Origin of the sequence: Roseateles sp., assembly GCF_047654785.1 — a bacterium.
Taxonomy (GTDB): Bacteria; Pseudomonadota; Gammaproteobacteria; order Burkholderiales; family Burkholderiaceae_C; genus Pelomonas.
In genome coordinates this window covers 18,370-31,507 of record NZ_JASGKQ010000002.1, presented here as the reverse complement: position 1 = coordinate 31,507, position 13,138 = coordinate 18,370, and the positions used below count along the sequence as shown (strand labels likewise).

General features: G+C 73.1%; 14 protein-coding genes. 8 read left to right on the top strand and 6 right to left on the bottom strand.

Annotated elements, in window-relative coordinates; all coding sequences use genetic code 11:
• Nucleotides 1–22: 22 nt before the first annotated feature.
• From QM788_RS04855 to QM788_RS04835, 5 genes are all read left to right on the top strand, one after another.
• Nucleotides 23–493 carry a type II secretion system protein gene (locus tag QM788_RS04855; protein WP_415660354.1) on the top strand — a complete coding sequence of 157 codons (471 nt, stop codon included), beginning with the start codon at nt 23–25 and terminating at the stop codon, nt 491–493.
• The gene (locus QM788_RS04850; protein ID WP_415660353.1) at nt 493–900 is read left to right on the top strand and encodes a type II secretion system protein; all 408 of its coding nucleotides are present in this window, start codon (nt 493–495) and stop codon (nt 898–900) included. The genes QM788_RS04855 and QM788_RS04850 overlap by 1 nt, the downstream gene beginning before the upstream one ends.
• Before the next feature lies 1 nt (nt 901).
• Complete coding sequence (locus QM788_RS04845; RefSeq protein ID WP_415660352.1) at nt 902–1,426, top strand: type II secretion system protein; 525 nt, start codon at nt 902–904, stop codon at nt 1,424–1,426.
• 227 nt (nt 1,427–1,653) lie between these two features.
• The gene (locus QM788_RS04840) at nt 1,654–2,406 is read left to right on the top strand and encodes an NF038120 family PEP-CTERM protein (protein ID WP_415660351.1); all 753 of its coding nucleotides are present in this window, start codon (nt 1,654–1,656) and stop codon (nt 2,404–2,406) included.
• 25 nt (nt 2,407–2,431) lie between these two features.
• Nucleotides 2,432–5,587, top strand: coding sequence for a S8 family serine peptidase (locus QM788_RS04835; protein WP_415660350.1), 3,156 nt, complete (start codon nt 2,432–2,434; stop codon nt 5,585–5,587).
• 160 nt (nt 5,588–5,747) lie between these two features.
• Here QM788_RS04835 and QM788_RS04830 read toward each other — a convergent pair whose 3' ends face one another.
• Nucleotides 5,748–6,143 (bottom strand): hypothetical protein, encoded by a 396-nt coding sequence (locus tag QM788_RS04830; protein WP_415660349.1) that lies wholly within the window; start codon nt 6,141–6,143, stop codon nt 5,748–5,750.
• 56 nt (nt 6,144–6,199) lie between these two features.
• Between QM788_RS04830 and QM788_RS04825 the strand changes: the two genes are divergently transcribed.
• Nucleotides 6,200–6,688: a CAP domain-containing protein gene (locus QM788_RS04825; RefSeq protein ID WP_415660348.1), complete on the top strand. Its 489-nt coding sequence runs from the start codon at nt 6,200–6,202 to the stop codon at nt 6,686–6,688.
• On the opposite strand, the gene QM788_RS04820 is transcribed toward QM788_RS04825, so the two are convergent.
• Nucleotides 6,666–7,328: a response regulator gene (locus tag QM788_RS04820; RefSeq protein WP_415660347.1), complete on the bottom strand. Its 663-nt coding sequence runs from the start codon at nt 7,326–7,328 to the stop codon at nt 6,666–6,668. The two genes, QM788_RS04825 and QM788_RS04820, sit on opposite strands and share 23 nt — an antisense overlap.
• Nucleotides 7,310–8,530, bottom strand: a complete 1,221-nt coding sequence (locus QM788_RS04815; protein ID WP_415660346.1) for a sensor histidine kinase — start codon at nt 8,528–8,530, stop codon at nt 7,310–7,312. Before QM788_RS04815 ends, QM788_RS04820 begins: the two co-directional genes overlap by 19 nt.
• Before the next feature lie 81 nt (nt 8,531–8,611).
• On the opposite strand from QM788_RS04815, the gene QM788_RS04810 reads away from it, so the two are divergent.
• The gene (locus QM788_RS04810) at nt 8,612–10,141 is read left to right on the top strand and encodes an alkaline phosphatase PhoX (protein WP_415660345.1); all 1,530 of its coding nucleotides are present in this window, start codon (nt 8,612–8,614) and stop codon (nt 10,139–10,141) included.
• 16 nt (nt 10,142–10,157) lie between these two features.
• Nucleotides 10,158–10,736: a PEP-CTERM sorting domain-containing protein gene (locus QM788_RS04805; protein WP_415660344.1), complete on the top strand. Its 579-nt coding sequence runs from the start codon at nt 10,158–10,160 to the stop codon at nt 10,734–10,736.
• On the opposite strand, the gene mnmA is transcribed toward QM788_RS04805, so the two are convergent.
• The 3 genes from mnmA to QM788_RS04790 are packed head-to-tail and all read right to left on the bottom strand — an operon-like array spanning nt 10,733 to nt 13,107.
• Complete coding sequence (gene mnmA / locus QM788_RS04800) at nt 10,733–11,851, bottom strand: tRNA 2-thiouridine(34) synthase MnmA (RefSeq protein ID WP_415660343.1); 1,119 nt, start codon at nt 11,849–11,851, stop codon at nt 10,733–10,735. The two genes, QM788_RS04805 and mnmA, sit on opposite strands and share 4 nt — an antisense overlap.
• Nucleotides 11,852–11,887: 36 nt before the next feature.
• A complete protein-coding gene (locus tag QM788_RS04795) occupies nt 11,888–12,592 on the bottom strand; it encodes a 2OG-Fe(II) oxygenase (RefSeq protein ID WP_415660342.1) in 705 nt (234 codons plus the stop codon).
• Entirely contained in the window at nt 12,589–13,107 is a 519-nt protein-coding gene (locus QM788_RS04790; protein ID WP_415660341.1) for an NUDIX hydrolase, read from the bottom strand. The genes QM788_RS04795 and QM788_RS04790 overlap by 4 nt, the downstream gene beginning before the upstream one ends.
• Nucleotides 13,108–13,138: the final 31 nt, after the last annotated feature.

Here is a 13,138-nt window from a genome sequence, read left to right as displayed (position 1 = left end):
CCCGCGCGCCTGAGGAGCCGGCATGCGGGCGGCGCGGGGCTTCACGCTGATCGAGATGCTGGTGGTGCTGGCCATGCTGGGCGTGCTCGCGTCCGCGGCGCGGCCGCTGCTGGAGCTGGCCGCGCAGCGCAGCCGCGAGCACGAGCTGCGCCAGGGCCTGCGCACGCTGCGCGAGGCGCTGGACGCCTACAAGCGCGGCGTCGAGGCCGGCCACATCCTGCAGGGCGCGGACGGCAGCGGCTATCCGCCCGGGCTGCAGGTGCTGGTGGACGGCGTGCCGGACGCCAAGGCCCCGGACGGCCGGCGCCTCTACCTGCTGCGCCGCCTGCCGCGCGACCCGTTCGCGCCGGCCGGGCTGCCCGCCGCCGACACCTGGGGCCTGCGCGCCTACGACAGCCCGCCCGGCGAGCCGCGCGCCGGCAAGGACGTGTTCGACGTGTTCTCCCGCTCCGAGCGCACCGCGCTGGACGGGTCGAAGCTGAAGGACTGGTGATGAGGCCCGGCCCGCCGCCCCCTCGCCGCCCGGTGCGCCGCGGCTTCACGCTGATCGAGCTCATCGTCGTCATGGCCATCGTCGCGCTGCTCGCGTCCATCGTCGCGCCGCGCTACTTCAACGCGCTGCACAAGAGCCGGGAGACGGCGCTGCTGCAGTCGCTGACGACGATGCGCGATGCCATCGACCAGTTCGCCGCCGACAAGGCGCGCTACCCCGAGTCGCTGCAGGAGCTGGCCGCCGCGCGCTACCTGCGCGACATCCCCGAGGACCCGCTCACCGGCCGCCGCGACAGCTGGGTCGAGCTGCCGCCGCCGGCCGACATGCAGGCCACCGGCGGCCTGTGGGACGTGCGCAGCGGCGCCGCCGGCCGCAGCGCCGACGGGCGGCTGTACGCGGACTGGTGACGTGATGCATCCCCGCCTGCCGCGCGAGCGCGGGTTCAGCTACCTGGCCGTGCTCTTCCTCGTGGCGCTGACGGCCGCCGGCCTCGCCGCGCTGGGCCAGGCCTGGAGCACCGCCGCGCAGCGCGAGCGCGAGCGCGAGCTGGCCTTCCGCGGCGGCGAGATCGCCCGGGCGATCTCGGCCTACCTGCGCGCCGCGCCGCCCGGGCAGCTCCCCGCGTCGCTGGACGACCTGCTGGAAGACCGCCGCGGCCCCAGCCCGCGCCACCACCTGCGCCGGCGCTACGCCGACCCCTTCACCGGCGAGCCGGACTGGGTGCTGCTGCCTGACGCGGCGCAGCCGGGCCGGTTCGGCGCCGTCCACAGCCGCTCCACGCAGCCGCTGCTGCGCGCCGCCGCGCCCGACGGCAGCCCGCTGCGCAGCGCGCAGGACTGGGTGTTCGCTGCGGCCGGCTACGACGCCGCGGCCGGCCCGGCCGGGCCGGCGTCCGGCGCCGCCTCGGCGCCTGGACTGCCCGTGTTGCCATAAGCGCTGCCATAGGCGGCCCCGGCCGATCGGCGTGCCGGCGTCAGTGCAAACCCGCCCCCCCCCCATGGTTGAAGGGTGGGCAAGTCGGGATATTCGTGAATTTTTGCCTGATCAGAATCGACCGCTCTCGGCAGCGGCCCACATGGCCCGCCGTGGGCTGCCCGTCCCGTGCCGGCACCGGCCACGCAGCGCAGCTTGTTCAACTCTCCATAAAAGGTAGTGAAATCATGAAGAAGGTTGGGTCTCGTTTGGCCATGGCGGCCGCGGCGTTGTTGATGTCGGTGGGCGTGCAGGCCGGGGTGCTGCGCACGACCATCACCTTCGATCCCGTCGACACCTCGACGCTGATCTACGGCGATTTCGGCGTCCTGGTGCACAACGACGAGTTCTACCAGCCCGGCCTGGGCGGCCGGACCATGTGGTTCGACCCGTTCTCCAACGCGGCCGGCGCGCAGACCGGCGACCTCGTCGGCGCCATCCTGAACGGCCCTTGCGCCGACCTGCTGTGTCCGGCCAACAACGACACGAACTACATCGGCATGCTCGACGACGCGGTGCTGGTGTTCGGCTCGACCGACGGCTTCCGCTTCTCCGTCAAGAGCCTGAGCGCCGCTTTCCTCGGCAGCGGCGACCCGCTGCAGTACATGCCCGGCTTCCTGCGCCTGCAGGGCGTGCGCGATGGCATGTCCACCACCGCCACGTTCGCGCTGACCGGCCTGGACGCGAACGGCCAGCTGAACTTCAACACCATCAACACCGGCAACTTCGGCAACATCGAGTTCGACTACGTCTACGCCTTCGGCCTCGCCTGCCCGGCGCCTGGCGGCGGCTCGACATGCTCGGGCTTCACGACCAACCGCGCCCAGTTCGCGCTCGACAACATCGTCATCGAGCATGTGCCCGAACCGGGCAGCCTGGCCCTGCTGGCCGTCGCCGGCCTGGCCGCCGGCCGCGTGACCCGTCGCCGCCGCGCCGCCTGACCCGCACCGCCGAAAGGAACGCCCCATGAAGATGAAACTCAAGCCCGCCGCGCTGGCGACGCTGGTCCTGTTCTCCGGCCTGGCCACCGGCGCCCTGGCGCAGGAGCGCAAGACCTACATCGTCCAGCTCAAGGACGAGCCCGCCGTGTCCTACCAGGGCACGGTCTCGGGCCTGCCGGCCACGCAGGCCGCGCCCGGCCAGACGTTCAAGTACGGCACCGCCGCCGTGCAGGCCTATGTGAACTACCTCGGCCAGCGCCAGAGCCAGGTCATCGCCGCAGTCGGCAACGCGCCCATCCTCGCCACCTACAACACCGTCTTCAACGGCTTCGCCGCGCGGCTGACGGACGCCGAGGCGCGCACGCTGGTCGCGCACTCGCAGGTCGTGGGGATCTGGGAGGACGAAGTCCGCCGGATGGACACGATCTCCACGTCCAAGTTCCTGAAGCTGAGCGAGCCGGGCGGCCTGTGGTCGCAGGCGGTCGCCGGCTCGGCCATCAAGGGCGAGAACCTGGTGATCGGCATCGTCGACGGCGGCGTGTGGCCCGAGAACCCGGCCTTCTTCGACAAGGTGGACGCCAACGGCGTGCCCACCAGCGGCGCGGGCACCCTGGCCTACGGCCCGGCGCCCGCCAGCTTCACCGGCGGCTGCGTGGCCGGCCCCGGCATCGACCCGGCCAAGCACTGCAACAACAAGCTGGTCGGCCTCAAGCACTTCAACACGGGCTTCAAGGCCAGCGGCCAGACGCTGCACTGGACCGACTTCCCGGATTCCGGCCGCGACTCGCTGTCGGGCGCCACCGGCCACGGCGGCCACGGCGACCACACGGCCTCCACGTCGGCGGGCAACGCCAACGTGCCGGTGTTCATGAACGGCCAGCAGATCGGCACGGCCTCCGGCATGGCGCCGCGCGCGCGCATCGCGTCGTACAAGGTCTGCTGGACCTATGTGAACCCCGCCGCCACCGACGGCACCGGCAGCCAGAACAGCTGCTACACCTCCGACTCCGTGGCCGCCATCGACGCCGCCGTGGCGGATGGCGTCAACGTCATCAACTACTCCATCAGCGGCTCGCAGACCTCCGTCAACGACCCGGTCGAGCAGGCGTTCTACCGCGCCGCGCTGGCGGGCGTGTTCGTCGCCGCGTCCGCCGGCAACAGCGGCCCGGGCCAGGCGGTCGCCCACATCAGCCCCTGGCTGACGACGGTTGCCGCGTCCACGCACGACCGCGCCTTCTCCGGCGGCCTGACGCTGGGCAACGGCGCCAGCTACACGGGCGGCTCGACCACGGCCACCGGCCTGGACAGCACGGCCCTCATCCTGGCCGAGAACGCCGGCCTCGCCGGCGCGGACGCCGACCTGAACCTGTGCTTCAGCAGCCCCAACCAGCTGGACCCCGCCAAGGTGGCCGGCAAGATCGTCGTTTGCACGCGCGGCAACAACGCGCGCGTCGACAAGGGCCAGGCGGTCAAGGATGCCGGCGGCGTCGGCATGATCCTGGTCAACACGACGGCCGGCCAGACCGTCGATTCGGACTTCCAGGCCGTGCCGACCGTGCAGGTCGACAACGTCGCCGGTGCCGCGATCAAGGCCTACGCCGCCAGCGGCGGCACGGCCCGCATCGACCGCGCCGTGCTCGTCAGCGCGCCCGCGCCCATCATGGCCAGCTTCTCGTCGCGCGGCCCGAACGCCGGTGACGCCAACCTGCTGAAGCCGGACCTGACGGCCCCGGGCGTGGACATCATCGCCCAGGTCACCCCGGGCATGACCGAAGCGCAGAAGGCCGAGATCATCGCCGGCACGCTGGTGCCGCCGCCGGCCTGGGACAGTTACCAGGGCACGTCCATGTCCAGCCCGCACGTGGCCGGCGTGGCGCTGCTGCTGAAGCAGGCCAACCCGAGCTGGGGCCCGGCCGCGATCAAGTCGGCGCTGATGACGAGCGCCTACTCCACGCTGAACGACGGCCTCGCCGGCGCGCAGAACGGCCTGCTGCCCTGGGCCCAGGGCGCCGGCCACATCGACCCACAGAAGGCGGCCGATCCGGGTCTGGTCTACAACGCCGGCAAGAACGACTGGGTCAAGTACCAGTGCAAGGTCAACCGCGCGGCCGTCACGCCGGCCAGCGACTGCAGCACCATCGGCACGCTGGACGAGACCTACAACCTGAACCTGCCGTCCATCACCGTCGGCATGGTGACGGGCAACGCCGTCGTCAGCCGCAGCGTGACCAACGTCGGCGCGTCGGCCGCGACCTACCAGGCCGCCGTGACGGCGCCTCCGGGCTTCACGGCCAGCGTGTCGCCGACCACGCTGACGCTGAACCCGGGCGAGACCAAGTCGTTCACGATGACCATCTCGCCCTCGGGCGCGGCGGAAGGCGTCTGGCAGTTCGGCCAGCTGGTCTGGAGCGACGGCACGCACACCGTGCGCTCGCCGATCCAGGCGCGCGCCGGCAAGGCCGTGACGGCGCCGGTCGAGTTCACCGGCGCGACCGCCAGCGGCAGCAAGCTGTTCACCGTGCGCACCGGCTTCACCGGCCGCATGGGCACGGCCAGGGGCGGCCTGAAGGACGTGACGATGGGTGCCGAGGTCTCGCTGACGCCGGCGCCCACCAGCTCGTCGACGCTGGCGACCCGCTGCCGCAGCAACGCCGGCTACGCGTCGATCGCCAAGTACAACTTCACCGTGCCGGCCGGCGCGATCGTGGCCCGCTGGGAGCTGCGCCAGGCGGACGTGGGCGATGCGGGCGACGACTTCGACATGGCGCTGATCTACCCGAACGGCACGACGGCGATGTACTCGGGCAACGAGTACTCGAACGAGGCGCTGCAGGTGGTGGCCCCGGCGGCAGGCACCTACCGTGTCTGCGTGCTGGCCTATGACGGCAAGGCGCCGATGAAGCACAAGCTGTCGAGCTGGATCGTGTCGCCGGGCGACGCGGGCGGCCTGACGGCGCTGGTGCCGACCACGGTCTACTCGGGCAGCACGGCCACCGTGGGCCTGGGCTGGACGGGCGTGGCCGCCGGCCGGCGCACCGTGGGCGGCACGCACTGGCTGGACACCGCCGGCCGGGTGCAGGCGACCACCGTGCTGCGCGTCTCGAACGACGGCAGCCTGCCGGTCATGAACGTGCCGACGCCGATGCCGGAGAAGCTGGTGGACGGCAGCCTGGCGCACTAAGCGCCGGGACGCCGCGCCGGGGCCGGGCCCTGGCGCGGTCCGCCGACCGACCGGGCCACATGCTGCGAGGCGTGTGGCTTTTTTGCGTATCCGCTCGCGGGGATCGGGTGGGGCGTCGGGATGCGGGGGTGGGCAATTGCTCCGTGTCCCGCCCCTGATTTCAGTTCCTGCCGCCCAGCGAACTGCTGAGCTGGCAGCGGCCGGCGACGCAGGCGGCGCCCGGGTCCATCACCACCGCGCAGTTCGAGCGCAGGCCGCTGGCCTCGTTCTCGCGCCGATGCGCCTCGCGCTGCCGCGCGGCCAAGGCGGCGAGGCGCTGCGCGTCCGTGCCGGCCGTGGACCAGGCCAGGTAGCCCGCCGGCCCGCCGCAGGCCTTGGCGCCGACGGGCAGGGTGCGGCATTGGGCGTCCGACGTGCAGGCGGCGTCGCCGATCAGCGCCCGCAGCTCGCGCGCGAGCCGCACGGATTCGGGCTCCGGCGGGGGCGGCGGCGTCTGCGCGCAGCTGGACAGCGCGGCCGAGGCCAGCAAGAAGGCGATGAAGCGGTAAGGTGTCATGGACCGGCATCCTGGGCCGGCGGCGCCGGCTTGGCAAGCCTCTAGCATGCCGCCCCATGCGTGTCCTGCCGTTGCTGCTGCTGGGGCTGGCGTCGGCGGCGGCGGCCGACGGGGGCGGCTGCCCGCCCGACGCCGAACGGGCGCTGCGGCTGCTGAACGCGCTGCGCGCCGAGGCCCATGCCTGCGGCGGCCGCCTGTGGCCGGCCGCACCGGCGCTGCGCCGCCAGCCGCTGCTGGAGGCGGCGGCACTGCAGCAGGCGCGGGTGCTGGCGCGGAACGACCGCATCGACCATGCCGGCCCGCCGCTGCGCACGCGGCTGCGCGAGGCGGGCTATGCGCTGCGCGTGGCCGGCGAGAACCTGGCCGGCGGCCCGGAGACGGTGGACGAGGCCTTGTCGCGCTGGCTGGCCAGCCCCGCGCATTGCGCCAACCTGATGGCGGCGGACTTCGAGGACGCCGGCCTGGCCTGCGTCAGCGGGCCGGGCGAGCTGCAGCGCTACTGGGTGCTGCAGATGGGGGCGGCTAGATCCAGCCCAGGTCGATAGCGCGCAGCACGGCCTGGGTGCGGTCGCGCACGCCCATCTTGGAGAAGATGGCCGAGCAGTGGTTCTTGATGACGCCTTCGCTGTTGCCCAGCAGCGCCGCGATCTCGGTGTTGCTGCGGCCGCTGGCCACCAGGCGCAGCACCTGCAGCTCCTTGGGCGACAGCGGGTCCGGGCGGTCGGCCGCGGTGAAGGCGCGCTCGCCGCCGCCGGCCTGCATGCGGGTGGTGAGCGACGGGCGCAGCGCGGTGCCACCACCATGCACGTCGCGCAGCGCCTGCGCCAGCGTCTCGGGGCTGATGGCCTTCAGCAGGAAGCCGCGTGCCCCGGCGCCCACGGCCTCGTCGAAGGCGGCGGTGTCGTCAAAGGTGGTCAGCAGCACGACCGGCAGGCGCAGCGCGCGCGCGGCCAGCGCGCGGATCAGGCCGATGCCGTCCAGCCGCGGCATGCGCATGTCCGACAGGATGAGGTCGGGCATGCCGTCCACCGGCGCGGCGGCCAGCCATTCCAGCGCCGCGGCGCCGTCGCTGGCCTCGCCGACGACGCGCAGCCCGTCGTGCAGCGCGAGCAGGCCCTTCAGGCCCTCGCGCACCAGTTGCTGGTCTTCCACCAGCAGGATCTTGATCACACCCATCGCGGACATCTCAGCTCGATTCGGAATCCCGGGCCCGTGCGCGCCACGCGCATCTGGCCGCCCAGCTCGGCCATGCGCTCGGCCATGCCCGAGAGCCCGTTGCCGAAGCCGGCGGTGCGGCCGGCATGCCAGTGCGGCGCGCCGCGCCCATCATCGTCGATGCTGACGGCGACCTCGTCGCCCCGGCCGTGCAGCTCCACCCGCACGCGCCGCGCGCCGGCATGGCGCACGCTGTTGGTCACGCCTTCCTGCACGCAGCGCAGCAGCGCATGCGCGGCGCGCGGGCCGAGGTCGCGCGCGGCGCCGTCGAGCTGCAGCTCGATGCGCGTGCTGGCGATGCCGTCCACCAGCGCGGCCAGCGCCGCGGACAGGTCGATGCGCTGCGAGCGGCGCTGCTGCGACACGGCCTCGCGCACGTCGGCCAGCAGCTGCGCAGCCACGCCCTCGGCGCGGCCCAGCGCCTGGCCGGCGCCGGCGGCGTCCGCGCGCGCCAGCAGCGCGCCGCCCAGCTGCAGCTGCAGGTTCAGCGCGGTCAGGTGGTGGCCCATCAGGTCGTGCAGCTCGCGGGCGATCTGCATGCGCTCGCTGTAGCGCATCTGCTCGGCCAGCAGGTGCTCGCCGGCCATCTGCTCGGCCAGCACGGCCTGCAGCCAGCGGCGCTTCTCGGCCTCGGCCGCGGCCATGCGCCCCAGGCCGAAGGCCAGGCCGTGCAGCGCCAGCATCGCGCTGAGCATGCCGAACTGGTCCAGCCAGGCGGTGGTGGAGGCGTAGACATAGATGCCGGTGTTCAGCAGCACCTGCGCGGCCGCGAAGCCCAGTGCCAGCCGCGCCGGCAGCACCACGGCGCCGAGCGCGGTGACGAGGAAGGGCAGGCCGGGCGTGACGCCGAAGGCCAGCAGGTCCACCAGCAGCAGCCAGGCCAGCCGGCGGTTCACCGGCATGGCCGTCTGCCCCTGGCGCGCGAGGCGGAAGATCAGCGCGACGAAGGCCAGCAGCAGCGCCACGCAGGCGATGACGAGGCCGCGGTCGTTGGCGCTGCCGCCGAACTGGCGCCACAGCCAGGCGACCAGGCCGTCATAGGGCTCGGTGCGCGCGCCCAGCAGCGCCGAGCCGGCGCTGACCAGCTCCATCGCGCACACCACCAGCGCCGCCAGCCGCAGCACGACGCCGGGCTCGGCGAGCCGGGCGAGCAGGCGGTCGAAGCGGTTCATGGGCGCGCATTGTCATGCGGGCTTCACGGGGCGCGGCGAGCATGCGCGGCTCAGCCAACCAAGACCTTTTGGAGTAGCCACATGGATCAAGCAGACTCGGGCCGTCGCGGCCTGCTCAAGGGCGGCGCGGCCGCCGTCGCGGCGGCGTTCGCCGGCCCCATCGGCGCGCTGGCCACGCGCGTCGCCGAGGCCGGCACGGACCACTGCATCGCGGCCGGCGCCTCGGCGTCGCTGGACAGCCCCTACGGCGCCACGTCGCCGGTCAACGACCTGACGACCGGCCTGCCGCTGATCGAGCTGCCCGCCGGCTTTTCGTACAAGAGCTACGGCTGGAAGGGCGACGTGATGGCCGACGGCCTGGTGACGCCGGGCGCGCACGACGGCATGGGCGTCGTCGTGCAGCGCCGCGTTGGCCGCAGCACCGAGATCATCCTGGTGCGCAACCACGAGCAGAGCACCAGCAGCAACGCGGCCAACATGGTCGGCGCGGGCCGCGCCAGCGTCGCCCAGTACGACACCGGCACCACCAGCGGCGCCTACCAGATCGGCGGCAACACCAACCTGGTCTGGCGCGACGGCGACTGGGTGTCCAGCTACGCCAGCTTCGGCGGCATCTACCGCCCCTGCGCCGGCGGCGCCAGCACCTGGGGCTCGTGGCTGGCCAACGAGGAGATCCGCAGCAACAGCGTGTCCAGCACCGGCAAGAAGCATGGCTATGTGTTCGAGGTGCCGGCCGACACCAGCCTGAACGCGGCCAACGTGAACCCCATCGTCGCGATGGGCCGCATGGCGCACGAGGCCAGCGCGATCGACCCGGCCACCGGCTACTGGTACCTGACCGAGGACCAGGGCAACGCGAACACGCTGTACCGCTTCCGCCCGGCCAACTGGGCCGGCGGCCTGAACAGCCTGCATGCCGGCGGCACGCTGCAGGGCCTGCGCGTGCGCGCCGTCGCCAACGCCGACCTGCGCGACCCCGCGCTGTGCCAGGAATACGTCTGCGACTGGGTGGACGTGGCCGACCCCGACCTGGACGGCGCGACGCTCGCCACCCGCAACGGCAACGTGTCGGCCAGCGGCCCCTACCGCCAGGCCTACGCGGGCGGCGCGGCCATCTTCGGCGCGACCGAGGGCTGCTGGGTGGCCGACGGCATCGTCTACTTCACCGACAAGCAGGTCACCGCCAACCCGGCGCGCGCCGGCCGCATCTGGGCGCTGCACCTGGCCAGCATGACGCTGAAGGCCATCTTCGTCAGCAACAGCCTGCAGGTCGGTAACTCGCCGGACAACCTGTGCGTGAGCCCGCGCGGCGGCGTGCTGTTCTGCGAGGACGGCGGCACCAGCGGCCCGGGCAGCGTGCCGACGCCGACCGCGCAGCACCTGAGGGCCGTCACGCCGACGGGCGGCAGCTATGTGTTCGCCCGGAACAACTACAACTTCACGCGCGCCCAGCTGGCGGCCGCGGGCAAGCCCGGCGCGCCCAGCGGCGACCAGCGCATGACCGAATGGGCCGGCTGCGTCTTCAGCCCCGACGGCCGCGTGCTGTTCGTCAACCTCTACCACGGCGTCACGCTGGCCATCACCGGCCCGTGGACCCGCGGCAGCCTCTGATCCGCAAGGAACCCCCATGAGCAAGAACACCCTGATCGCCGCCGCGCTCGCGCTGGCCGCCGCGCTGCCCGCGCAGGCGCTGACCTTCGAAGGCGCCGTCACGCAAGGCGCGACCACCGTCACCGACTACAGCGCGATCGGCCTGCTGTCCTTCGACCTGGACCTGGCCAACGGCGCCCCCGCCGAGCTGAGCTGGCGCGTCGACGACGAGGACCTGCTGGCCCCGATCGCCTTCAACGCCGTCATCCGCAACTACACGGGCGCCGGCCTGCCGGGCCTGATGCTGACGCTGGACCGCGGCGGCTTCGCCGGCGTCGGCAGCGTGACGCGCCAGTTCGGCGGCACGGCCACCGTCAGCGGCGACGGCGCCGCGCGCACGATCAGGTTCGCGCCCGAGGAGTACCTCGACATCGAGCTGGGCAATGCGCTGGGCGGCGCCGGCAAGCAGGACTGGACGCTGGGCGAGGCCGGCTTCCGCGTCGGCGACCGCTTCAGCCTGACCGTCAGCGCCGTGCCCGAGCCCGGCCAGGCGGCGCTGCTGCTGGCCGGCCTCGCGGCCGTGGGCGCCGCGGCGCGCCGCCGCCGCGCCGACTAGGCCGGCAGCGCCTGGGCGATGACGCCGCCGCCCAGGCAGACCTCGCCGTCGTACACGACGGCGCTCTGCCCGGGCGTCACGGCCCATTGCGGCTCGGCGAAGCGCAGCCGCAGGTGGCCGCTGGCGTCGAACCCGACCGAGCAGGCCGCGTCCGCCTGGCGGTAGCGCGTCTTCGCGGCGGCCTCGCCGATGGCCGGCGCGCGGCCGGCGATCCAGCTCAGGTCGTCGGCGACGAGCGCCGGGCTCAACAGCAGCGGGTGGTCGTGCCCCTGCACCGCGATCAGCGTGTTGCGCGCGATGTCCTTGGCGGCCACGAACCAGGGCGCGTGCGCGCCGCCGCCGCGCGCGGCGCCCTTGTCCTTCAGGCCGCCGATGCCCAGGCCCTGGCGCTGGCCCAGCGTGTAGAAGGACAGGCCCACGTGCTCGCCCAGCCGGCGGCCGCGCTCGTCCTCGATGGGGCCGGGCTGGTGCGACAAATACTGGTTCAGGAACTCGCGGAACGGCCGCTCGCCGATGAAGCAGATGCCGGTCGAGTCCTTCTTCTTCGCATTCGGCAGGCCGATCTCGGCCGCGATGCGGCGCACCTCGGTCTTGGGCAGGTGGCCCACCGGGAACAGCGCCCTGGCGAGCTGCGCCTGCGTGAGCCGGTGCAGGAAGTAGCTCTGGTCCTTCAGCGGGTCCAGGCCCTTGAGCAGCTGGAATCCGCCGCCGTGTTCGCGCACCCGCGCATAGTGGCCGGTGGCGATCTTCTCGGCGCCCAGCCGCATCGCGTGGTCCAGGAAGGCCTTGAACTTGATCTCGGCGTTGCACAGCACGTCGGGGTTGGGCGTGCGGCCGGCCTGGTACTCGCGCAGGAAGCTCTGGAACACGCGGTCCTTGTACTCGGCCGCGAAGTTGACGTGCTCGATCTCGATGCCCAGCACGTCGGCCACCGAGGCGGCGTCCAGGAAGTCCTGGCGCGTCGAGCAGTATTCGCCGTCGTCGTCGTCCTCCCAGTTCTTCATGAAGATGCCGATGACCTCGTGGCCCTGCGCCTTCAGCAGGTGGGCGGTCACGGCCGAGTCGACGCCGCCGGACAGGCCGACGACGACGCGGTGCTTTGCGGTGGAACTCATGGGGCCGGATTGTCCCAAAGCCCCGCCGGCGCGGCCTCAGCCGGCGCCGAACAGCTGTTCCGCGCGCTGGTAGAGCACCCAGGAGGTGGCGATGTACTTGTCGCCGCCCAGCGGCCGGTTGCCGCGGTGCGTGTGCGTGAAGCCGCCCGGCGCGATCAGCAGGCTGCCGGTGCGCGGCGCGATCCGGCGGCCCTGGTACAGGAACTCCGTCTCGCCAGCGTCGAAGTCGTCGTTCAGGTAGATCGTCCACAGCACCGCGCGGTGCAGCGCCTCGCCCTGGTCCCGCCGGGGGTACTGCTCGCAGTGCCAGTAGGGGTAGCCGCCCTGGCCGGCCAGGTAGCGCTGCAGGTTGATCGCGCCGGGGCGGAAGACCTTGGCGACCAGGCCCATCAGGTGCGCGTCGTCCAGCGCCGCGACGCCGCCGGCATCCAGCGGCGCCTGCGTGCCGTCCGGCCGGCGCACCTGCAGCTTCAGCGGCGCCAGCGCCAGGTGCGCGTAGCGGCGCAGGTAGTGCCGGAAGCCGCCGAGCACGGCGTCGTTCAGCTGCGCGCAGGCGTCGGCCCATTCGGGATGGCGGCTGATGGCGATGTCCCAGCTGTCCTTCATCGCCAGGTCCACGCCGCTGCCGGTCTCGCCGCGCTGCACATGCGGGCTGGCCTGGAAGCGCGCGATCAGCGCGCGGCAGGCCTCGGGGCTCAGCGCGCCGTCGTAGACCTCGATGAAGTCGGGAGCAGGGGTCATGGCCGCGATTCTCGGCCCTGGCCCCCGGGCGCCCGCAGCGAGGCATGGCTGAACACCGCGTCCAGCGGCAGGCGCCGCCCGGCCGCGTGGTCGTGCACGCACTGCAGCACCAGCGGGCTGCGGTGCCGCCCCGGGCAGGCGGCCAGCTCGGCCGCGCTCAGCCACAGCGTGCGGTGGATGCCGGCGTCCAGCGCCCGGCCGGCGATGGCCTCGCCCACGGTGCCGCTGAAGGCCAGCCGCACGTAGGTGACGTCCTCCGGCGCTGCCGCCGCCGGCCGCTGGAAGCGGGCGAGGTAGACGCCGAGGAAGGCCTGCGGCACGAAGTGGCGCGCGGTCTCCTCCAGCGCCTCGCGCACGACCGCCTCGACCGGGCTCTCGCCCCGCTCGACGTGGCCCGCCGGGTTGTTCAGCCGCAGGCCCTCGGGGGTTTCCTCCTCGACCAGCAGGTAGCGCCCGCCCTGCTCGATCACCGCCGCGACGGTTACGCTGGGGCGAAACCGATCCGTGTCAACCATGGGTCCTCCTCTCGCATTCCCGCACCGGAAT